Below are 21,440 nucleotides of genomic sequence, written 5' to 3'. Positions count from 1 at the left end.
TTAGAACACGTTCCACTTCAATCTTCCGCCCTCTGAAGGAGTAGGTCATGCACACTCCCCTCTGCGATGAACTCGGGATCGAGTTCCCGATCTTCGCGTTTACGCACTGCCGCGACGTGGTCGTCGCGGTCAGCAAAGCCGGTGGTTTCGGCGTACTCGGGGCGGTGGGCTTCACTCCCGAGCAGTTGGAGATCGAACTGAAGTGGATCGACGAGAACATCGGCGACCACCCCTACGGCGTCGACATCGTCATCCCGAACAAGTACGAGGGCATGGACTCCGGCCAGTCCGCCGACGACCTGGCCGAGTCGCTGCGCAAACTGGTTCCCCAGGAGCACCTGGACTTCGGCAAGAAGTTGCTCGCCGACCACGGTGTGCCGGTCGAGAACGCCGACGAAGACAGCCTGCAGCTGCTCGGTTGGACCGAGGCGACCGCCACCCCGCAGGTCGAGGTCGCGCTGCAGCACCCGAAGGTGACGATGATCGCCAACGCGCTCGGCACGCCCCCGGCGGACATGATCAAGCACATCCACGAGGCCGGCCGCAAGGTCGCCGCGCTCTGCGGCTCCGCTCGGCAGGCGCAGAAGCACGCCGCGGCCGGGGTGGACATCATCATCGCCCAGGGTGGCGAAGCCGGCGGCCACTGCGGTGACGTGGGTTCGATCGTGCTGTGGCCCGAGGTCGTCAAGGCGGTGGCACCGGTGCCGGTGCTGGCGGCCGGCGGTATCGGCAGCGGCCAGCAGATCGCGGCGGCGCTGGCGCTGGGCGCCCAGGGCGCATGGACCGGTTCGCAGTGGCTGATGGTCGAGGAGTCCTCGAACACCGAAGCGCAGCACGCCGCCTACATCAAGGCGGGCAGCCGCGACACCGTCCGGAGCCGTTCTTTCACCGGCAAACCGGCTCGGATGCTGCGCAACGACTGGACCGAGGCCTGGGAGGCCCCGGAGAACCCCAAGCCGCTGGGCATGCCGCTGCAGTACATGGTCTCGGGTATGGCGGTGCGGGCCACCAACAAGTACCCGAACGAGAGCGTCGACGTGGCCTTCAACCCGGTGGGTCAGGTCGTGGGCCAGTTCACCAAGGTGGAGAAGACCTCGGCGGTCATCGAGCGGTGGATCCAGGAGTACCTGGAGGCGACCAACACCCTGGACGCTCTCAACGAGGCCTCCGGAGTCTGATCGGCTGCCACACGGCACCGGGAACGCTTCAATCGAACGGGTCCATCGTCGCGACCGACGTCGCGGCGGTGGACCCGTTCGTGTCGGGCCACCGTGCGGCCTCAGCCCGACCGCTCGTCGTGGCCGCCGAACTGCTTGCGCATCGCCGAGAGCACCTTGGCACCGAACTCGAACAGGTGGCGTGAGGCGAATCGCGCGTACAGGGCCGTGGTCAACACCGGGGCCGGCACACCTTCGTCGATCGCGGCGATGACCGTCCAACGGCCCTCCCCGGAATCGGAGACCCGACCGGCGAATTCCTCCAGGTCCGGCGACTTCGCCAGAGCGCCGGCAGTGAGATCGAGCAGCCAGGAACCGATGACGCTGCCCCGCCGCCATACCTCGGCGACCTGCTCGATGTCGATGTCGTAGCGGTAGAACTCGGGATGGCTCAGCGGTGCGGTCTCGGCGTCCGACTGCTGCTCCCGATTGCCGATGTCGGCGTGATGCAAGATGTTGAGGCCTTCGGCGATGGAGGCCATCATCCCGTACTCGATGCCGTTGTGGACCATCTTCACGAAGTGCCCGGCACCCGAGGGTCCGCAATGCAGATAGCCGTTCTCGGCCTGCGTCACCTCGCCGTCCCGGCCCGGTGTGCGCGGGGCGGCGGCAACGCCGGGCGCCAGTGTCGCGAATATCGGTTCGGCCCGGTCGAATGCGGCACGATCACCGCCGACCATCAGGCAGTAGCCGCGCTCACGCCCCCACACCCCACCGCTGGTGCCGCAGTCCAGTAACTGGATTCCGTTGTCCGCCAGCAGTTTCGCGTGGGCGATGTCGTCACGGTAGTAGGAATTGCCGCCGTCGATCACGATATCGCCGGCACTGAGCGCGTCCGCGAGTTCTTCGATGACGCCGGTGGTGACGGCGCCCGCCGGCACCATCACCCACACCACGCGCGGGACCGGCAGTCGCTGCACCAGCTCGGCCACCGAGGACACCCCGGTGACGTCGATGTCGGCGGTCAACGCCGTGACCGCACCGGCATCGGCGTCGTAGACGACGCAATCGTGGCCGCCGTCGTGCAGCCTCCGGACGAGGTTGGCGCCCATTCGGCCCAAGCCGATCATGCCCAGTCGCATAGCCGTCACGCTCCTGTCCCCCACCCCGGTACGGGCGGGCAAGCCTCGCTCGGTGTTAGGAGGCTACTGCGACAGGCTGGACGAACGCTGTCTGCCGGAGCTCGGGAATGAGCTCAGGCCACGATCAGCCGACCTGCGCGATTCCCGGCGGGAAGTAGGGGCCGATGCCGCCGGTGTAGATGCCGGGTTGCCAGCCCCGTGCGCCCAGGCACAGCAGCGGCAGGCCGTCGGGTGATTGCGCCGCCGACTGCGGATTCGGGCACGGCGAACCGATCTCCTGCACGCCGTAGAGCGGATAGGAGATCTGCCAGAATCCGGTGTCCTTGGGCGGCCACTGGTTGGCGATGAAGTGGCACGCCAGCGCCTGCCCGTTGGGCCCGTGGCCGTAGATGAAGCGCTCCCAGCTGAAGCACGCATCACCCTGCCGCTGCCCCTCGGCCATGCCCGGCACATCGCCGGGGTAGGCGTCTGCCGCCGGTGCGACGCTGACGGCGCCTGCGCCCGCGGCGCCCGCGATCAATGCGGCTGCAGCTAGTTCACGAATCATTCTTGGCCCTTAGTCTGTCGATCCGAACCACCAGTCGGTCCCGCGACAGAGCCTAACGGGTGGTCGCCGCGAGCCATCGCGAATCTGCCGAAAGCCGGCAAGTCCGGCCCGCTAGAGTGCCGCGGGTGACCGGAACACAGTGGCAATTCGACGCATCCCACGGCCGACTGCTGGTGAGGACCGGCGTGGCGGGTCGAGCTGCGAAGATGGGCCACCGGCTCACCCTGGCGATGGAGCGCTGGCAGGCGACCGTGACATGGGCGGACGGCCGACCCACCGCGGTGCATCTGGACACCGAAGTCGATTCATTACGGGTGCTGCAGGGCGACGGTGGGCTCACGCCGCTGACCCCGCCGGAGAAGTCCCTCATCCGGAGCAATGCCCTCAAGTGCCTGGGCGGCGACAAGCATCCGCTGATCAGGTTTGCCTGCACCCGCATCGAACCGACCGACGACGGCTATCGCCTGACCGGCGAGTTGGAGATCCGGGGCCGAAAGAGGCCCCACGTCCTGGCGGTACAGGCGGCGCAAACCGACGATTGCTGGCAGGTGGACGGCAGCACCGAGGTGCGGCACAGCGATTTCGGGGTGCGGCGATACTCGATGATGATGGGCGCGATGCAGGTCGCGGACGAGGTGGTGGTGTCGTTGTCCGCGACCACCGGCTCAGGCGCCGGCCGGACCGAAAAGATGTAGCCGAACTCGATCCGACAGCGACGGCACCGACGCCGGCGCCTCCACCTCGATGGCCGGCGCGTCCCACAGCGAACCCAACTCCGCAAGCCCCTCGTCGGCGTCCTGGCCCGCGATCTCCTCGGCGACCTCTTCCACGTGCTCCTCGGCGAACACCGACGCCGGGGCCTCGGGCGATTCCGGGGCGGCCGCCGGAGGACCGGCGGGCACGGCGACCCGTGCGACGGTAGCGTGCTGCGGCTCCACGGCCGGAACGTCGCGACCGGCGCCCAGATGCAGGCTCAGTACGGCGGCGACCGACCCGACGAATGCCAACGCGCCCAGCGTCAGCATCGATATCGCCCCGATGAGGGAACGCGATCGGGTTCGGCCCGACCCGGCCCGGGCGGGCGCCTCGGTGGGTGCCCCGGCCGCAGCCGGGTACCCGGCGAGTTCGGTGTGTGGCATGGCCGTCAGCGCCGCGATACGCGCCAAGGCCGACCCCGATACCGCCTGTTGGTATCGCACCGGGACGACATGGTCGAAGTCCGCGTCGGTCAGCCATTCCAGCAGCATCGCCGCCCCGGCGGAGGCCTCGTCGCTCCAGCTGACCGCCACGCCGTGCAACCGCTCCCCACCGGCGGACAGCATGGTGCGGGCCCGCTCGGCCACCGCCGAAGCGGCATCGGCCAGCTCGGCCGGCTCGGGCCCGGCAGCACCGTCGGCGACGGTCACCTGCCCCTCGGTGACGGTCGGGCAGCCCGAGTCGCCGCCGTCGAGCATGACCCAGTCGATGGTCGACGAAGTGATCGCCAGCCCCAGCACCGTGTCCAAAATCGCGCGCCCCAATCGTCCCGATCGGCGCTGTCACCGCACCCGCAAGCGGTCCGTCGGCTCGCCCGCGAACGCAATGGGCGGAGACCGCAACGGGCCGGCGACAGCTCAGGACTGTGTGGTCTTGTCGGCTTACGGGAGGGCAGCCTACGCGTGTCTTCCGGTAAGTCCTAACCGGGTAGCGGAGGAAAATCAGGTATGGTATAGCGCAGTCGGACCCCTAGACGGCCGCTGGACTCGCAGGTTGCGGCCGTTGCTGCATGTAAGGACCGATTCCGGAGTGGTGGCGCGCACGACGCCGCGATCAGCAGATTGCGCGTTGCACAGCAAGACGACAAGGGGCAGGAATGACAGACGTGACCAAGGGATTGCGCTGGATGCGCCGACTTCTCGTCGGCGCGATAGCTGCCGCAGCATTGCCGGGCCTGGTCGGCCTGACAGGTGGCGAGACGACCGCATCGGCGTTCTCCCGGCCGGGTCTACCGGTTGAGTACCTGCAGGTGCCGTCAGCCGGCATGGGCCGCGACATCAAGGTGCAGTTCCAGAGCGGCGGCTCGGGTTCCCCCGGGTTGTACCTGCTCGACGGTATGCGCGCCCAGGACGACTTCAACGGCTGGGACATCAACACCCCGGCGTTCGAGTGGTACCTGGATTCCGGCATCTCGGTGATCATGCCCGTCGGCGGCCAGTCCAGCTTCTACAGCGACTGGTACAAGCCGGCGTGCGGCAAGGCGGGTTGCTCCACCTACAAGTGGGAGACCTTCCTGACCAAAGAACTGCCGGCCTACCTGGCCTCGGAATACGGCGTGAGCCAAAGCCGCAACGCCGCGGTCGGCCTGTCCATGGCGGGTGCCTCGGCCCTGACCCTGGCCATCTACCACCCCAACCAGTTCACCTACGCCGGTTCACTGTCGGGTTACATCAACCCCTCCGACGGCAAGAGCTGGATCGGCCTGGCGATGGGTGACGCCGGCGGCTACAAGAAAGAAGACATGTGGGGTCCCGACGAAGACCCGGCGTGGCTGCGCAACGACCCGACCGTCAACGTCGACAAGCTGGTAGCCAACAACACCCGCCTGTGGGTGTACTGCGGCAACGGGCGCCCGAACGAGCTCGGCGGCGACAACATCCCCGCCACGTTCCTCGAGACCAACTTCATGATCGGGCAGAACAAGCGGTTCCAGGAGCTCTACACCGCGGCCGGTGGCAACAACGCCGTCTTCAACTTCCCGGATTACGGCACCCACAGCTGGGAATACTGGGGCCAGCAGCTGCAGGCCATGAAGGGCGACCTGCAGAGCCACCTGGGAGCCAGTGCGGGCTGATCGCCCGACCCGAGTAGCCATCACCGGGCCCCATCCGACTTCCGGATGGGGCCCGGTGCTTTGTCGCGACGGGGTTACCGTGGCGTCGCCGACGTGATTGGATAGCGGGCATGCAGGGATCGGCGACAGTTCACATGGCAGCACCGGCCGAGCGGATCTGGGATCTGGTCGCCGACGTCCGCAACATCGGGAAGTTCTCGCCGGAGACCTTCGAGGCCGAATGGCTCGACGGCGCCACCGGCCCCGAGCTCGGCGCCCGATTCCGTGGCCACGTCCGGCGCAACGGCATCGGTCCGGTGTACTGGACCACCTGCCGGGTCACCGAATGCGAACCGAACCGGGTATTCGGGTTCGCGGTGATGGCCGGGGACCGCGCGGTGAACAACTGGCGTTACGAACTGACCCCGACCGCGGACGGCACCGACGTCACCGAGTCGTTCCGGCTGACGCAGTCCTTTCTCACCAGCGTCTACTACTGGGTTTTCGGCGGTTTCCTGCGCCAGCGCAACAACATTCGCGACATGCGACGCACCCTGGAGCGGGTCCGCGACCTCGCCGAGCAGCCGCAGCAGGCCGGTTAGTCCAGGCTGTCCGGATCGGCCAGCGGTAGCAGCAGGAACGACGGCGCCGCCCCGCCCTGGTGCACCCGGTACAGGCCGCCGGCCAGTGCCTGACGTGCCGGGGCGGCCGGAACCAGGTGCGGGAAGTCGTAGGTGGTCACCGTGAGCCGCAGGCGGTGTCCCGGGGCGATCAGCGCCGCCGTCGGGAAGATCTCGATGTCGTAGCCGGTCGACTCCCCCGGCACCACCGGCGTCACCGCCGACCGGGTGCTGATGTGGTGCGGACGCAGCACCGTGCCGTCGGGCAGGTACCAGGTGCGGTCCGGGTCGAGTTCACGATGCGAACCCAGCAGCGCGCCCTGGCTCAGCGGACGGCTGACGCCCTCCGGCGCGACGTCGTCGAGATGGGCGACCCACAGGGTCTCGGAGGTATCGGCGGTGGCCCGAATGTGCAGCGCGACCGGCCCGGCCAGCAGCATCGGTGATTCGAACGGCTCGGTGGTGTAGGTCAACGCGCCGTGCTGGATACGGCGATTGTCCTGATCGTGGCGGATACGTCCGCCGGCAGCGCTGGTGACGAAGCTGTTCAGGCCCAATGACCACTGCTCCAGACTGCGTCCCGACATCGGCCCCCGCGCGCGGTAGGGCAACGAGGCGAAGCTGGGTTCCACCGCGGCCTCGGCGTCGAGGCGACCGCCCTCCGACAGGTAGAACCGAGTCGCCGCCGCCTGAGGCAGCGGATATTCACCGGTGTGGTACCACCGGCGGTCACCGATCGCCTGGAAGGTGAACGGTGAACCCGAGATCGCCGCGGACTCATCATCTTTGAGCCAGTAGTCGAACCAGCGCAGTTGCAGGTCCTGCATGTGCAGACCATCGAAATCGGACACGTGGTACCAAGGCCCGATCAGCAGCCTGATCCGGTCGGCCAGTGGTTGGCCCGGCTGCATCGGCCGGCCCGGCGGGCGCCCGGCGCAGGCGTTCTGCAGCCCCACGTAATTCAGCGGGGCGCCGCGCTGGAACGCGTCGTGCCAGCCGCCGACCAGGAAGACCGCCACCTTGTTGTCCGCGATCTGCGACAGCACCGCATCGGGGCGCATGCTGTCCCACAGCGGCCCGTCGTAGGCGGCGTCTCCGCCGGTGCGCACTTCCGCGGTCAGCGGGCCGAAATAGCCGCGCTGGTCTTTGCCGCGTTGCCGTACCGCGGCCAGCCCGCCGGCCCGCGGGCGGGGATGCCCGCCGGGGTTGAGAAATTCCAGGGTCGGGTTGAGGACGTTGAGCAGCGAATACACCGCCCCGTAGCCACGCACCGCCGGGAGATGCGGCGCGCCGCCCATCGCGGCCACGTCTCGGTAGAAGTCGTTGGCGGCCATCACCGGGAAGATCGCCTTCAACGGCGAGTCCGGGCCGACGGCCGCCGCGGTGAACAGTTGGTTGATCGCGAGGTAGGAGATGCCGAACATGCCGACCCGGCCGTTGGAGTTGGGCAGCGCCGCGGCCCAGTTGACCAACTCGGCGCCGTCCCTGGCCTGGTCGGCGCCGAGCATCTCGAAGGAACCGCCGGACACCCCGGTGCCGCGGACGTCGACCATCACCTCGATGTATCCGCGGCGGATCAGGTGCGGCGTGGGGCCGCCGCCGATCTGCGCCGCCGGCGGTGGGGCCAGCTTGCCGTAGGGAGTCAACGACAGCAGCACCGGGAAGGGGCCGTCGGCCGGCCGACCGGTGTCGGGATCGGTCGGGAAATGGACGTCGGCGCGCAGTACCACACCGTCGCTCATCGGTACCGCGACGTTGCGGTGCACGCCGACGCCATACCGCGCCGGCGGGGTGGCCCACGGCGGGTTCAGTGGTGTGGTGCCCCGCGCACGGCTGCGGGCCTTACCGGCCCGCCGGGTGCTCCGGCTGCGTGCCGCGATAGCGACGGATCCTGCCGCGACGACCGCGGCCAGCGCCCAGCCGGCCCGGCGCCCCCGGCTCATCGAGGTCAAGCGCGGCTGGGGATGGTCAGCGAACAGGACTGCCCGAGGTCGAGGGTGCGCAGCACCCGCCCCATCCCAAGCCATAGCGCGCATGACAGCGCCAGGTCGGTGAGCAGCTCGTCACTGAAGTGCTCGGCGCACCGCGACCAGAAGTCTTCGTCGTCGCGCAGGTCGGTGTGTTCGGTGGCGAATCGGTGGGCGAATTCGGCCGCCAGTCGTTCCTGCTCGCTGTAGCCCTCCCAGGTGCGCCACTCCGCTACATGGTCGTAGAGGTCTTCACCGACGTCGGCGGCCGGGCCGTCGGCGTCACGGGTGTTGACGCACACCGCGCATTCGTTGTCGTAGGCGATCACCATCCGGGCCAGTTCACGGGTGCGCATCGGCAGGCGCCCCTTGTTGTAGACCGCCGTGCTGAATCCGCCTATTCCGGCGGCGAGTTCAGGCGATTTGGCCATCCAGCCAACGAGGTCATCCGCGGCGAAGTTCCCGATTCGGCTCATATCGCCGATGCTAGCGGGCCTCGGTGTCAGCCGTGGGCGGTCCCGCTCAGCTCCGCCGACTCCCCCGCGTCGTCGGGGTCGATGATGGCCCGGCGTGCGATCCGCTGCAGCGCGGCTTCGACCTCGGCGCGATCCGGGCGCCCTTCGTACCCGGGTGTGCGGCCGAGCTTGTCCACCACCCAGTCCTGCAGCAGCGAGGACACGAACCCGACCTGCCGCAGCCCCGCCCGGGTGAGGCCGAGGTGATCCCCGTCGCGCAAGACGTAGCCCTGGTCGACCAGTCGGTCGACGGTCGGCTCGAGGATCTCGTAGGGCACTCGAAGTCGTTTGCCGATGTCGCTGAGCCGCGCGGTCCGGAAAACCTGCGTGTAGCGGTGGATACGCAGCACCGTCCACAATCCGGCGACGTCGAGCCGGCAGTCGGGCCGCATCGCGATCGAACGCAGGCGCATCCCGGGTTCGTTACGCAGCAGCCGCCCGATCGCGGACTCCAACAGGTCATCCGACGACGCGGTGGTGGGCATGCCGAATCCGTCGCCGAGGTCCACCGAGCTGTCGTGCAGTTCCTTGAGCGGCACCTCGCGCAGAAACAGCGACAGGACGAACCCCAGCGCGGCGACCGGCGCAGCGCACAGGAACACCTGGCCGAGCGAATCGGCGTAGGCGGCCACGATCGGTGCCGCCTGCTCCGGTGCCAGCCGGTGCAGCGCCTCGGGCGAGTCGGCCGCCCCGGCGGACAATCCGGCGGCCTGCAGGGCCGGTGTGAGCCGGTGGCCGAGGAAGTTCACGAACAGCGAGCCGAACACCGCCGCTCCGAACGAGCTGCCGATCGTCCGGAAGAAGGTGACCCCCGAGGTGGCCACGCCCAGATCGGCGAAGCTCGAGGTGTTCTGCACCACCAGCACCAACACCTGCATCGACAGCCCGATGCCTGCTCCGAGGATGAGCAGGTACAGCGACTGCAGCAGCGCCGGTGTGCCGTTGTCCATCTGGGACATCAATGCGAAGGCGACGGTCATCAGGGCCGTGCCGACTACCGGAAAGACCTTGTAGCGTCCGGTCCGTCCCACCAGCGCGCCGCTTCCGGTGGAGGTCACCAGCATGCCGGCCACCATCGGCAGGGTCCGCAGGCCCGAAGTGGTGGCCGAGACACCGTCGACGTACTGCATGAAGGTGGGCAGGAAGGTGAGCGCGCCCAGCATCGCGAAGCCGACCATGAATGCCAGCACGCAGCAGACCGAGAAGACCGGGTCGGCGAAGAGCCGGGGCGGCAGGATGGGCGCCTCGGCCCGGCTCTCCACTAAGACGAACGCCGCCAGGGCCAGCACCGACCCGGCGAACAGTCCGATGATCGTCGCGGATCCCCAACCGTAGCGGCTGCCGCCCCAACTGGTGGCCAGGGTCAGGCCGGTGGCGCCCAGGCCGACCAGCACGATCCCGGCGTAGTCGATGACGGGTCTGGCCCGGCCCGCCAAGGCCGGGATCGCCGTCCCGGCCACGATCAGCACGACGACCGAGATCGGCAGGTTGATCCAGAACGCCCACCGCCAGGTCAGGTAGTCGGTGACGTAGCCGCCCATCAGCGGGCCGATCACGGTGGTGACACCGAAGACCGCCCCCAGCATCCCCTGGTAGCGGCCTCGGTCGCGCAGCGGTATGACCTCCCCGATCAGCGCCGCCGCGGTCACGGTGATCGCACCGCCGCCGATGCCCTGCAACGCCCGGGATGCCACCAGCATCCCCATCGTCGCCGACATGCCGCACAGCACCGAACCGGCCACGAAGCACACCACCGCGGCCTGGAACACCCGTTTGCGGCCGAACAGATCCCCGAGCTTGCCGGCCAGGATCGTGGCGATGGTCGACGTCAGCAGGTAGCTGGTGACGACCCAGGACTGATGCCCGGGATTGCCCAGATCCGACACGATCGTCGGCAGGGCGGTGGCGACGATGGTCTGGTCGAGCGCGGCCATCAACATGCCGAGCACGATCGCCAGGAAGATCAGGTTGCGTCGATGCGGGCTGACCGGTGCGGGTCGCAGGTCCTCGGCAGCCGACATCGCTTCGCTCATACGCGGCTCAGGACGGCGGGCGGGAAACGCATTGCGCCGCGTAGAGCGCCTCGCCGAGCTTGTCCATCAACTCCAGTTGCGTTTCCAGGTGGTCGATGTGGGATTCCTCGTCGACGAGGATGTCTTCGAGGATCTTCGCGGTGGTGCTGTCATGCTTTTCGCGACACATCACGATGCCCGGTCGCAGCCGGTTGAGCACGTCGATCTCCACCGCCAGGTCACTCTCGAACTGTTCGCGGATCGTCTGCCCGATCCGCAGCGATCCGATGCGCTGATAGTTCGGCAGGCCACCGAGCACCAGAATGCGGTCGGTGACCGTCTCGGCGTGCCGCATCTCTTCCATCGACTCTTCACGCGTGTGGGCGGCCAGCTCGGTGAAGCCCCAGTTCTCCTGCATCTTGGAGTGCAGAAAATACTGGTTGATCGCGGTGAGTTCGCTGGTCAGCTGCTCGTTGAGAAGTTTGAGAACCTCGGGATCGCCTTGCATGATCTCTCCTCTGATGTGAAGAACCTCGCATGCCTGCCGCGACGGACGGGGTCGGATCATCGCCGTTACGCGTCGAGTTCAATCTAGTGCAGGCCACCGGCCGCAGGGGCATGTTTACCCGTGTCTCGGCGCGTCGAAACGACGCACCGCGTCGGGGCCTTCCGGGCGACTTCCAGATCGCCGTCGTTCACCTGGCCCGTGCAAGGTGCGCCTTACTTAGGTTAGACTCTACTAATATACGACGCACTTCGCACGGCAATCGTGCCGGCATTTCGGACATGAGGTGATGACGCTGCTAGACATCGACCGGGCGGCACACGCACAGCGACGGACGGACCGCCCCCGCACCGCCATCGATCCGACGACGCCCACCGGCGCCGGTCGATAGGGGTAGCGCGATGTACGTATGCCTGTGCGTCGGCGCCACCAATCAGATGGTGTCCGATGCCGTCGCGGCCGGCGCCTCGACCTCCAAGGAAGTCGCCGCGATGTGCGGCGCGGGCGGCGACTGCGGGCGGTGCCGATGCACCGTGCGCGGCATCATCGAGGCCACCCTGGCCGCGGCACCGGTCGGCCCCGAGGACGGGGCGCTACGCCGCCTCTCGCTGGAGATCAGCCCGGTCGGGTCACACTGATCAGTTGCCGCGCCGGCCGGTGAATTCGGCCAGCGCGTCGGCGTTGGCCTGGGCGCCCAGAAGTTCGGCGAAAAACGCGTTCTCCCGCTCCACCGCGGCCAGCGTCTCGGCGCGCGTCGGCTCGACCATCGCGCTCTTGACCGCCATCAGGCTCGAAATCGGCCGGGACGCAAGGACGTCGGCGTGCCGGCGGGTTTCGGCCAGCAATGCCTCGGGTTCGCAGACCGCGAACACCAAACCCATCCGCAACGCCTCCTCGGCGGTGATCCACTCCGAGGACATCAACAGCCACGCGGCGTTCTGCCGCCCCATCAGGCGCGGCAGCAGGTAGGACGACGCCGCCTCCGGCGCCACACCCAGGCTGGTGAACGGGCACTTCAGCCGTGCCGTCGTCGACATGAACGCCAGGTCGGCGAAGCCCAGAATGGTTGTTCCGATCCCCAGTCCGAGCCCGTTGACGGCGCAGATCAGCGGCTTCGGGAACTGCCCCAGCGCGGCGACCAGCCCCCGGAAGCCGTGCTTGCCCGGCACGAAGTCCGGGTCGGTCACCATGGCCTGCATCTCGGCGAGGTCGGTCCCCGCACTGAACGCCCGACCGGTACCGGTGATCACCACGACCGCGACCTCGGGATCCTCGGCTGCGGCCAGCAACGCCTCGGCGGTGGCGTCGTAGAGCGCCTCGTTGAAGGCGTTGAGCGCATCGGGGCGATTCAGTGTCAGCGTCCGAACCCGGTTGTCGTCTTCGATCGTCAGGATCACGACTGCAGCCTAAACGCCCGCACGGGACCGTGACCGGGCCGCTACCCGATCCGGTCGACGCGGTGACCCGCAGCGATCAGGTCACCGATGATTCCGGCCAGCCGTCGATAGGACTCGTCTCGCCCGCTGGAAGTGCGGAACACCAGGCCGATCCGCCGGCCCGGCCGGGGCGGGGCGAAGTAGGCCAGCGCCAGACCATTGCGCTCGGCTTCCACGGCCACCGCGGTCTGCGGGATCAGCGTCACCCCCAGGCCGCCGTTGACACATTGGACCGCTGTCGACAGCGATGCCGCCCGGGTGGTCGCCAACTCCGCCCGGACGCCGGCGTTGCGACAGATCTCCAGGGCCTGGTCCCGTAGGCAGTGCCCCTCGTCGAGCAGCAGTAGCGGCAGGTCGGCCAGCGCGGTCGGCGACAATCGGCGTTTGCCCGCCAGCGCGTGCCCGGGCGGCAGCGCCAGCACGAAGTCTTCGTCATAGAGGGGGATTTCGGTTACGCCGGCCACTTCGGTCGGCAATGCCATCAGCGCCGCATCGACCGCCCCCTCCCGCAAACCGGTGAGCAGGCGTTCGGTCTGGTCCTCGACGACCCGCAGGTGGAGTTCGGGCAACTGCGCCGACAGGCCGGCCAGCACCGCGGGCAGGACGTAGGGCGCCACCGTCGGGATCAGCCCGAGCCGCATCGAGCCCTGCAGCGGGTCGACGACGCCGGCGGCCGCGGCGGAGAACTGCGCCGCGGCATCGAGCACGGCATGGGCGTGCGGCAGCAACTGCTGGCCTTCGGCGGTGAGGAAGACCCGCCGGGTGGAACGTTCGATCAATTGGATTCCCAGACCGGTCTCCAGGGAGGACAGTGCCTGCGACAGGGTGGACTGACTCAAGCCCAGGCCCGCCGCCGCCAGGCTGAAGTGGTGCTTCTCAGCGACGGCCGCGAACGCCCGCAGACCGGCGAGCGTCGGTTGATAGCTTGTATCGGTCATGCCGATAATTGTAGTGCAAAGCATCACCTTTCGTTTTTAATCAGAATGGGGCAGGATGGAGCCTGCGGGCGCGTCACGCGTCCCGAATGCGGAAAACTCACACCACAAGGAGCGTCATGCCACTGCTGACTATCGGCGACCAGTTCCCGTCCTACAAGCTGACCGCCCTGATCCCGGGCGACCTGTCGAACGTGAACGGCCCCGACGAACTGTTCACCACCAACACCAGCGACGACTACGCCGGCAAGTGGCGCGTGGTGTTCTTCTGGCCCAAGGACTTCACCTTCATCTGCCCCACCGAGATCGCCGCGTTCGGCAAGCTCAACGGTGACTTCGCCGACCGCGACGCGCAGGTGCTCGGCGTCTCAACCGACAACGAATTCGTGCACTACAACTGGCGGGTCAGCCACGAGGACCTCAAGACCCTGCCGTTCCCGATGCTGTCGGACCTCAACCGCGAGCTGGTCACCGCGACCGGCGTGCTCAACGCCGACGGCGTCGCCGACCGGGCCACCTTCATCATCGACCCGAACAACGAGATCCAGTTCGTCTCGGTGACCGCGGGCTCGGTGGGCCGCAACGTCGACGAGGTGCTCCGGGTGCTCGACGCACTGCAGTCCGACGAGCTGTGTGCCTGCAACTGGAAGAAGGGCGAGGCGACCCTGAACGTCACCGAGCTGCTGAAGGAATCCCTGTAACCACAGGCGCATGAGTCGCTTTCGCGACCAGGCACAACGACGTGAGGAGGAGCAGCGCTGATGAGCATTGACAACCTGAAGGACGCGGTCCCGGAGTTCGCCAAGGACCTGAAGCTCAACCTGGGTTCGATCGCCCGGACCACGGTCCTGAACGAGGAACAGCTCTGGGGCAGCCTGCTGGCCTGCGCCGCGGCGACTCGCAACGCCACGGTGCTCGCCGAGATCAGCTCCGAAGCCGCCGACAACCTGTCGGCCGAGGCCTACCAGGCGGCCCTGGGGGCGGCGTCGATCATGGGGATGAACAACGTGTTCTACCGCGGTCGACACTTCCTCGAAGGCGCCTACGACGACCTGCGGCCCGGACTGCGGATGAACATCATCGGCAACCCGGGGGTCGACAAGGCCAACTTCGAGCTGTGGGCGTTCGCGGTGTCGTCGATCAACGGCTGCTCGGCCTGCATGGTCTCGCACGAGCATGTGGTGCGGGAGGCCGGTGTCGGCCGCGAGCAGATCTTGGAGGCCCTCAAGGTCGCCTCGATCGTGGCCGGGGTGGCGCAGGCGATCTTCGCCGCCGCCGCACTGCCGGCCGCTTCGTCCTGACGTCGTGAATCGATCGGGCGCCCCGGGCTTCGGCCCGGGGCGCCTTTTCGTGTCGGCGCCCCGGGCGTCCGGTCGCGATACCGGCCGTGGCACAGTTCGACGTGCCGCAGTGAAGGAGGCACAGATGTCGGCGATGCAACGGCGATTGCCGCGAATCCGCGATTTCGCGCCCCTGATCCGCTTCCAGCGACCGCAGTTCGATCGCACCGCAAGGCGTCTGACCGCCGCCCTGACCGTCGAGGATCTCCGCGACCTGGCGGCGCGCCGCACCCCGCGAGCCGCCTTCGACTACACCGACGGTGCCGCCGAGGACGAGATCTCGCTGGGACGGGCCCGGCAGGCGTTCCGCGACATCGAGTTTCATCCGGCCATCCTGCGCGACGTGACCGATGTCGACACCAGCCGCGACGTGCTGGGTGCTTCGACGTCATTGCCGTTCGCGATCGCGCCGACCGGGTTCACCCGGTTGATGCACACCGCCGGCGAGCAGGCCGGTGTGCGGGCCGCTGCGGCAGCCGGGATTCCGTTCTCGCTGTCCACCCTGGGGACCGCCTCCATCGAAGAGGTCGCCGCGGCCGCGCCACAAGCCCGCCGGTGGTTTCAGCTCTACATGTGGCGGGACCGGGATCGGTCGATGGCGCTGCTGCGCCGTGCCGCCGACGCCGGCTACGACACCCTGCTGGCGACCGTGGACGCCCCGGTTCCGGGGGCTCGCCGCCGCGACAGCCGCAACGGCATGACGATCCCGCCGGCGCTGACGTTGCGCACCGCGATCGACGCGGCCCGGCACCCGGCCTGGTGGTTCGATCTGTTCACCACCGAACCGCTGGCGTTCGCCTCGCTCGATCGCTGGTCGGGCACGGTCGCGCAGTACATGGACACCATGTTCGATCCCAGCCTGACCTTCGACGACCTGGCCTGGGTCAAATCGCAGTGGCCGGGCCGGTTCGTGGTCAAAGGCATCCAGACCGTCGCCGATGCCCGCGCCGTCGTCGATCTCGGCGTCGACGGCATCGTGTTGTCGAATCACGGTGGCCGCCAACTGGACCGGGCGCCGGTCCCGTTCCTGCTGCTGCCCGACGTGGTCCGGGAGGTCGGCCGAGACACCGAGATCCTGTTGGACACCGGAATCATGTCCGGCGCGGACATCGTCGCGGCGATCGCCCTGGGTGCCCGCTCCACGCTGATCGGCCGGGCCTACCTGTACGGGCTGATGGCCGGCGGCGAAGCCGGCGTGCACCGGGTGATCGAGATCCTGGCCGAACAGATCCGCCGTACCATGCGGCTGCTCGGGGTCGCCGAGCTCGGCGAGCTGGCGCCGCAGCATGTCACGCAGTTGCAGCGGTTGATACCGCGCACCTAGTCCGCCGATTACGGGACGCCGGGTTTGCGACGCGACCGGCCCGGGTATGCAGCACCGCGTGTATAGCCACAAGGAACTGGTACATCGGCTGCTTCGGCGTGCCGGTACCACCTATGCCCAGGAAGCGGGTATCCGACTGCGCAACCAACCGATGCCGCTGTTCCAACTCCTGATGCTGTGCCTGTTGGCGGCCAAACCGATCGACGCGGCCGTCGCCGCCCGCGCAGCGCAAGAGTTGTTCGTCCGCGGCCTGCGCACCTCGCACAAAGTCCTCGCGGCCGATCACCAGAGCATCGTCGACGCCCTGGACCACGCCCACTACCGGCGCTACGACGAGAGTGCGGCCACGATGCTGACCGACCTCGCCGAGGCGGTACAGACGACCTACGGCGGCGACCTTCGGATGCTGGCCGAACGCAGCGGCCGCGAAATCGCGTCGACGCGAGCGCTGCTCATGGAGTTCCGCGGCATCGGTGACACCGGTGCCGACATCTTTCTTCGCGAGGTACAAGACGTCTGGCCCTGGGCCCGCGCCACATTCGGTCAGCAAGCCCTGGCGGCGGCCCGCGATCTCGGGCTCCCCGGTAGCGCACCCGAACTCGGTGCACTGTCCCGAGGACGCAATGCCGAACTGGCGGCCGCCCTGGTGCGGTACTCCACCGACGCCGACATCCGCGATCGCTTCGCCGATTGACGCCGCGCCCCGACCACCGGCGCTACCGCAACGTCGCCGTCCCGTCGTCGTGCACATCGACCGCCGCACCGGCGATGTCGTCGCGCACCGTGGCTTCGGCCGCATCGGGGTCGCGGATCACCGCGAGGGTCCGCGCCCCGTCGGGGGTGCGGACCGCCAGGAACGCCTGCAGCGGGCGCCCGTCCCGGTCGAACGGTGTGGTCCACGACTCCACCTCGCCGGTCCCCCGCCACTGCACCGCCGCCGACCGCACCGGTTGCGCGTCCACCTCGGGTTGAACGTCCTCCCACCGGAATCCGGACGGCGGCGGTTCGGTGCCGTACACGCCGAAACTGTGCTTGGTCAGGTAACCGCCGTTGGCGGTGATCAGTCCGCGCCGCCCGGGTTCGGCGACCAGCAGTTCGGCCATGGTGGCGATCGAATGCATCACGTAGTTGTTCCACGGGCCGCCGGCGAAGGTCAGCCCGCCGGTCACGGTCAGCGGCCGGGCGGGGTCGTCGGACGGCAGCCCCAGTTCTGCCGCGGCGACCTGCACCGCGGACGGGAAGCACGAATACAGGTCGACGTGATCGATCCCGGCGATGTCACCGGCGCCGGCCAGTTCCAGGGCACGGGCGCCGGCGATCCGGATTGCCGGGGATCGGTGCAGTTCGGCACGGTTGGCGATGGCGTAGGTGTCGTGGGCGTCCGCGCCGGCCTGTGGGAACACCCAGGTGTCGGTGGGGATCCGCAGGTCGGTGGCGGTCTGCACCGAGGTCAGCACCAGCGCCGCGGCCTGATCGACCATGTTGTTGGAGTTCATCAGCTTGGTGTAGGGCCAGCTGATCATCCGGTTCTTCGGTCCCGGCTGCCAGATCTCTTCGGCGGCAACGGGTTGCCGGATCCAGGCGTGCGGGTTGTCCACGGCGACCGCGTTGAACCGCGACCACAGTGCGCCGATGCGCCGGCGGTGGTCGTCGACGGTCTCCCCCGCGGCAATCCGCAGCGCCTGTTCGAACAGCGGGTAGACGTACGCCGGCCGATCCAGGCCGATGCGTTCCTCGGCCGGGCCGACCATGGGCACGTCTTCACCGTCGCACTCGGCCATCGGGACCGTGTCGTCTTGCCGGGTCCAGGCCAGCTTCCCGCCGGCGCGGCGCAACTTGGTCCGGGTGCGCCACGTCTCGCCGCCGGCCACCAGCACCACCCCGGCGCGCCCGTCGCGGATATCCAGGCAGGCCTGATTGACCAGGGACTGTGGCACGTTGCCCCCGACCGGGCTGTACCGGGTGGCGAAGCGCTGCGCCCCGATCCGTTGCCCGAGTAGGGCTCCCGGATCGCGGTACCGCGCCGAGAGCAGGTTCACCACGCGGATCGAGTCGACCGCACGTAGCACCCGATCGGGGGCCGCGTGACGTGCGGCCGCGGCCATCAGGTCGACGGGTTCGACGGGATCGGTGTCGTCGCGGTGGTTGATCTGGCCGTAGCCGATCAGCACCGGTGTCCGGGGGTCGACGGGCATGGGCGTAAGACTAATCCGCGGCGAACAGCACGCTGTCCGCGATCAACCGGTCGATCTGCTCGGCGTCGAGTCCGAGCACATCGCGGCAGATCTGCCGGGTGTGCTGACCGGGCAGCGGGGCCGGGCGCTGCGGGGCCGCCGGGATGTTGCGGAACGGCGCCGGACCGGTTTCGGCGGGCAGCGGGTGCTCGATGAGCGGATGGACCATGGCGGCGTACCGGGCGCGGTACGCCAGCTGTGGGTCGTCTGCGACATCCGGTGGGCGGTTCATCGGTGCGGCTGCCACCCCGTTGGCCTGCAGCAGTTCGCTCACCTCGGTCGGGGTGCGTTCGCCGGTGTGCCGGCCCAACGCCGCGGCCAGTTCGGTCCGCTGCGCACCGCGAGCCGGTCCGGTACCGAAACGCGGATCCGCCGCCAGTTCCCGATCACCGAAAGCCGTTGCGACAGCACGCATATCGTGGTCGGTACGAATCGAGATCACACACCACTCGTCGTCGCCCGCGCAGGGGCAGACCAGGTCCACCGCGGTGTCGGGCCGGATGGCCGATCCCGCGGCCCGGGCGACATAGCTGGTGTCGAGTTGGTTGACCGCGGCCTCGGCCTGTGAGACGTGCACGTGGCGGCCGGTCGCGGTCCGCCGACCGGCGATCAGCGCGGCGAGCGCGCCGATCGCGACGATCCGGCCCACCACGTGATCGGGGAAGACGGTGGTCGCGTCGTAGAACGGGTGCCGGTCGGGATCCTCGGTCTCGCCGGGGGCCGTCCACAGTCTGGTGACGCCGGTTCCGGCGCGCACCAGCGGGCCGTACCCCATCCGATCGCTCCACGGCCCGGTCTCACCGAAGGCACTGCTCTCGGCGAGAACGATGCGTGGATTGAGATCACGCAGTACGTCGTAGGGGAAGCCGAGCGCACCCAGTGTTCCCGGTTTGAAGTTGGCGAACGTCGCGTCCGCGGTACCGACCAGGCGAGCGAAGATCTCCTTACCCTCCGGGCTGCGAAGGTCCAGCCCGAACCCCAGGTTGTTGCGGTGGGTCCAGGCGAACGACTCGCTCATCGCCGATCCGGGTCGGGCCTGCCGTAGGCCGTCTGGATAGTCGGGGCTCTCCACCTTGATGATCTCGGCGCCCAGGTCGCCGAAGAGCCGGCTCGCCTCCCCGCCCGCCACGATCACGCCGAGGTCGATGATCCGCAGGCCCTCGAAGGGCAACACACCGGCCGTGCCGTCCGCGCCGGAGGCGGGCAGCGCGTCGGCGAGCCAGCCGGTGTCGGCGCTCCCCGGCCCGGGTGCCGGTGTCCGGAACCCGACCCGCTGCTCGTCGACCACGTAGTAGCCGGTCGGGATCACCGCGGGCAGCCCCTGGGCCACCTCGACGGTCGCGACCGCACCGGCCGCCGCGAAATGCTCTTCCGTCAGCACCTTCGCGGGGTCACCCACCGCGGCGATCGGCACGCCGCGGGACTGGCCGGCGTCGACGAGATCGGCCATGTCGTGACCGGCGAACAGTTCCCGGACCAGGACGCTGATCTGCGGCCAGACCGCGAAACGCTCACCGATCACACCGAACTTGGGGTCGGCGTACTCCGCCGGCTCCCCCAGCCAGCTCCACAGCGCCCGCCACTGGCGCGGGGACATCACGCACAACCGGACATAGCCGTCCCGGCACGCATAGATCGGGTAGGCGTCCTGGTTACGCGGCCGACCGCGCCAGCGACTCGACACGCGCTGGGCAGCGGCGACCTGTCCGTGCGCACCGAATATCGGGTCGAGTGCGGAGGCCACCGCGTCGAACCGGGCGAAGTCGATGTAATCGCCCACGCCGCAACGCAGCCGGTTGTAATAGGCCACCAGCACCGCCCAACACGCCTGCACGGCGGCGGTGGCCGAGGCGATCCCCTCCGGCGGCAGCACCGGGGTTCCCGTGGTGGGGCCCGACCGCGACAGCGCACCCGAGAGTGCGTAGAGGACCGAATCGGTGGCACGCCAGTGCGAACGCGGTCCGTCCACCCCGAAGTCGGTGACCGACATGGTGACCAGGTGGGCGAACCGGTCGGCCAACTGTGCGCACGTGGTCCCGAAGTCGGCGGCCCGGCCGGGCCGGCCACCGTCCACCACGATGTCGGCGGTGCTCACCAGTTCCTCGAACCGGCGGCGATCCCGGTCCACCGCGGGATCCAGTACGACGCTGCGTTTGTTGGCGTTGTGCAGTGCGAACGGGACACTCACCTCGGCCAGCAGCGGGGCGCTGCCGCGGGCCGGGCTGCCGCCGGGCGGTTCCACCTTGAGCACGTCGGCTCCCAGGTCGGCAAGCAACCGGGTAACCGCATCGGCGTCGCCGTCGGCCAGATCGAGTACGCGGACCGCTTCCAATAGCACGCTGTCAGGGTAGTGAACCGGTTGCCGCCGGCCCGGTTCGGCGCAGCCATCCGCGCGGGGACGTGGCCCGAACCGGGGTGACCGGAATCGCAGGCGAGATAAGGTGACGGCCATGACTGTTCACCCGTCACCGGTCCGGATGCCCCGCAGGGCGATGTCGTTGCTGTTCGGTGCCCTCGCCGCGTCGGCCGTTGTGGCCGGTGTCCCGTCGGCCGGCGCGACTCCGGACCACACCAAGGTGCCGGTCCGCTACGACCTCACCGGCACCGGCGTCGCGAGCTACGTCACTTACCAGGGCCAGAACGGTCAAGCACACGCCACCAACGTCGCGCTGCCGTGGTCGATCCAGCTGACCGGCTCGATGACGAACGCCACCAGCCCCGCCTCGTATTCGCTGAGCGCGCAGACCGCCGGTCCCGGCTCGCTGACCTGCACGGTCACCGTCAACGGCAAGGTCGTAGCCCAGAACACCGCGTCCGGCGCCCCGGCGCGGGTGCTGTGCGAGACGCACGGACCCAAGTTCGCCGACGAAAGCTGACGCCGGGCGACGCACCACCGC

Annotated in this window: 21 protein-coding genes; 10 read left to right on the top strand and 11 right to left on the bottom strand. The window is 68.8% G+C overall.

Features of this window, described 5'->3' with window-relative positions:
• Window positions 1-47 precede the first annotated feature (47 nt).
• The gene (locus tag RCP38_RS09315) at window positions 48-1,178 is read left to right on the top strand and encodes a nitronate monooxygenase (RefSeq protein ID WP_308476874.1); all 1,131 of its coding nucleotides are present in this window, start codon (window positions 48-50) and stop codon (window positions 1,176-1,178) included.
• 101 nt (window positions 1,179-1,279) lie between these two features.
• Here the strand turns inward: RCP38_RS09315 and gnd are convergent, their stop codons facing one another.
• Window positions 1,280-2,299 carry a phosphogluconate dehydrogenase (NAD(+)-dependent, decarboxylating) gene (gene gnd / locus RCP38_RS09310; RefSeq protein WP_308477152.1) on the bottom strand — a complete coding sequence of 340 codons (1,020 nt, stop codon included), beginning with the start codon at window positions 2,297-2,299 and terminating at the stop codon, window positions 1,280-1,282.
• 124 nt (window positions 2,300-2,423) lie between these two features.
• Window positions 2,424-2,846 carry a hypothetical protein gene (locus RCP38_RS09305; RefSeq protein WP_308476873.1) on the bottom strand — a complete coding sequence of 141 codons (423 nt, stop codon included), beginning with the start codon at window positions 2,844-2,846 and terminating at the stop codon, window positions 2,424-2,426.
• Between the two features lie 125 nt (window positions 2,847-2,971).
• Here RCP38_RS09305 and RCP38_RS09300 point away from each other — a divergent pair, with 125 nt between their 5' ends.
• Window positions 2,972-3,541: a YceI family protein gene (locus RCP38_RS09300; protein ID WP_373692480.1), complete on the top strand. Its 570-nt coding sequence runs from the start codon at window positions 2,972-2,974 to the stop codon at window positions 3,539-3,541.
• Here RCP38_RS09300 and RCP38_RS09295 read toward each other — a convergent pair.
• On the bottom strand, window positions 3,512-4,342 hold the full coding sequence (locus RCP38_RS09295; protein ID WP_465270698.1) for a DUF7159 family protein: 831 nt from the start codon (window positions 4,340-4,342) through the stop codon (window positions 3,512-3,514). The two genes, RCP38_RS09300 and RCP38_RS09295, sit on opposite strands and share 30 nt — an antisense overlap.
• Window positions 4,343-4,698: 356 nt before the next feature.
• Between RCP38_RS09295 and RCP38_RS09290 the strand changes: the two genes are divergently transcribed.
• Complete coding sequence (locus RCP38_RS09290; RefSeq protein ID WP_308476871.1) at window positions 4,699-5,676, top strand: esterase family protein; 978 nt, start codon at window positions 4,699-4,701, stop codon at window positions 5,674-5,676.
• A gap of 110 nt (window positions 5,677-5,786) precedes the next feature.
• Window positions 5,787-6,257 carry an SRPBCC family protein gene (locus RCP38_RS09285; protein WP_308476870.1) on the top strand — a complete coding sequence of 157 codons (471 nt, stop codon included), beginning with the start codon at window positions 5,787-5,789 and terminating at the stop codon, window positions 6,255-6,257.
• Here RCP38_RS09285 and RCP38_RS09280 read toward each other — a convergent pair.
• From RCP38_RS09280 to bfr, 4 genes are all read right to left on the bottom strand, one after another.
• A complete protein-coding gene (locus RCP38_RS09280; protein ID WP_308477149.1) occupies window positions 6,254-8,017 on the bottom strand; it encodes a CocE/NonD family hydrolase in 1,764 nt (587 codons plus the stop codon). The genes RCP38_RS09285 and RCP38_RS09280 overlap by 4 nt on opposite strands.
• 206 nt (window positions 8,018-8,223) lie before the next feature.
• Window positions 8,224-8,718: a carboxymuconolactone decarboxylase family protein gene (locus tag RCP38_RS09275; RefSeq protein WP_308476869.1), complete on the bottom strand. Its 495-nt coding sequence runs from the start codon at window positions 8,716-8,718 to the stop codon at window positions 8,224-8,226.
• A gap of 26 nt (window positions 8,719-8,744) precedes the next feature.
• Window positions 8,745-10,790 (bottom strand): MDR family MFS transporter, encoded by a 2,046-nt coding sequence (locus RCP38_RS09270; protein ID WP_308476868.1) that lies wholly within the window; start codon window positions 10,788-10,790, stop codon window positions 8,745-8,747.
• Window positions 10,791-10,797: 7 nt separating this feature from the next.
• Window positions 10,798-11,277, bottom strand: coding sequence for a bacterioferritin (bfr, locus tag RCP38_RS09265; protein ID WP_308476867.1), 480 nt, complete (start codon window positions 11,275-11,277; stop codon window positions 10,798-10,800).
• Window positions 11,278-11,675: 398 nt separating this feature from the next.
• Here bfr and RCP38_RS09260 point away from each other — a divergent pair, with 398 nt between their 5' ends.
• Window positions 11,676-11,912, top strand: coding sequence for a (2Fe-2S)-binding protein (locus RCP38_RS09260; RefSeq protein ID WP_308476866.1), 237 nt, complete (start codon window positions 11,676-11,678; stop codon window positions 11,910-11,912).
• On the opposite strand, the gene RCP38_RS09255 is transcribed toward RCP38_RS09260, so the two are convergent.
• Together RCP38_RS09255 and RCP38_RS09250 are read right to left on the bottom strand one after the other, a co-directional pair.
• On the bottom strand, window positions 11,913-12,671 hold the full coding sequence (locus tag RCP38_RS09255) for an enoyl-CoA hydratase/isomerase family protein (protein WP_308476865.1): 759 nt from the start codon (window positions 12,669-12,671) through the stop codon (window positions 11,913-11,915). It abuts the gene before it with no gap.
• A gap of 41 nt (window positions 12,672-12,712) precedes the next feature.
• Window positions 12,713-13,648: a hydrogen peroxide-inducible genes activator gene (locus RCP38_RS09250; RefSeq protein WP_308476864.1), complete on the bottom strand. Its 936-nt coding sequence runs from the start codon at window positions 13,646-13,648 to the stop codon at window positions 12,713-12,715.
• Between the two features lie 116 nt (window positions 13,649-13,764).
• On the opposite strand from RCP38_RS09250, the gene RCP38_RS09245 reads away from it, so the two are divergent.
• From RCP38_RS09245 to RCP38_RS09230, 4 genes are all read left to right on the top strand, one after another.
• Complete coding sequence (locus RCP38_RS09245; protein ID WP_308476863.1) at window positions 13,765-14,346, top strand: peroxiredoxin; 582 nt, start codon at window positions 13,765-13,767, stop codon at window positions 14,344-14,346.
• Window positions 14,347-14,406: 60 nt separating this feature from the next.
• Window positions 14,407-14,946: an alkyl hydroperoxide reductase gene (locus RCP38_RS09240; RefSeq protein ID WP_308476862.1), complete on the top strand. Its 540-nt coding sequence runs from the start codon at window positions 14,407-14,409 to the stop codon at window positions 14,944-14,946.
• Between the two features lie 124 nt (window positions 14,947-15,070).
• The gene (locus RCP38_RS09235) at window positions 15,071-16,309 is read left to right on the top strand and encodes an alpha-hydroxy acid oxidase (protein ID WP_308476861.1); all 1,239 of its coding nucleotides are present in this window, start codon (window positions 15,071-15,073) and stop codon (window positions 16,307-16,309) included.
• A 46-nt stretch (window positions 16,310-16,355) separates the two neighbouring features.
• Entirely contained in the window at window positions 16,356-17,003 is a 648-nt protein-coding gene (locus tag RCP38_RS09230; protein WP_373692479.1) for an endonuclease, read from the top strand.
• A 22-nt stretch (window positions 17,004-17,025) separates the two neighbouring features.
• Here the strand turns inward: RCP38_RS09230 and RCP38_RS09225 are convergent, their stop codons facing one another.
• Window positions 17,026-18,504, bottom strand: a complete 1,479-nt coding sequence (locus tag RCP38_RS09225; protein WP_308476859.1) for an acetyl-CoA acetyltransferase — start codon at window positions 18,502-18,504, stop codon at window positions 17,026-17,028.
• A 10-nt stretch (window positions 18,505-18,514) separates the two neighbouring features.
• A complete protein-coding gene (locus RCP38_RS09220; RefSeq protein WP_308476858.1) occupies window positions 18,515-20,881 on the bottom strand; it encodes a CaiB/BaiF CoA transferase family protein in 2,367 nt (788 codons plus the stop codon).
• A gap of 112 nt (window positions 20,882-20,993) precedes the next feature.
• Between RCP38_RS09220 and RCP38_RS09215 the strand changes: the two genes are divergently transcribed.
• Window positions 20,994-21,419, top strand: coding sequence for an MmpS family transport accessory protein (locus RCP38_RS09215; RefSeq protein WP_308476857.1), 426 nt, complete (start codon window positions 20,994-20,996; stop codon window positions 21,417-21,419).
• Window positions 21,420-21,440 lie beyond the last annotated feature (21 nt).

This window comes from Mycolicibacter sp. MU0083 (genome assembly GCF_963378075.1).
Lineage (GTDB): Bacteria > Actinomycetota > Actinomycetes > Mycobacteriales > Mycobacteriaceae > Mycobacterium > Mycobacterium kokjensenii.
This window is presented reverse-complemented; position numbering and strand designations above follow the sequence as displayed.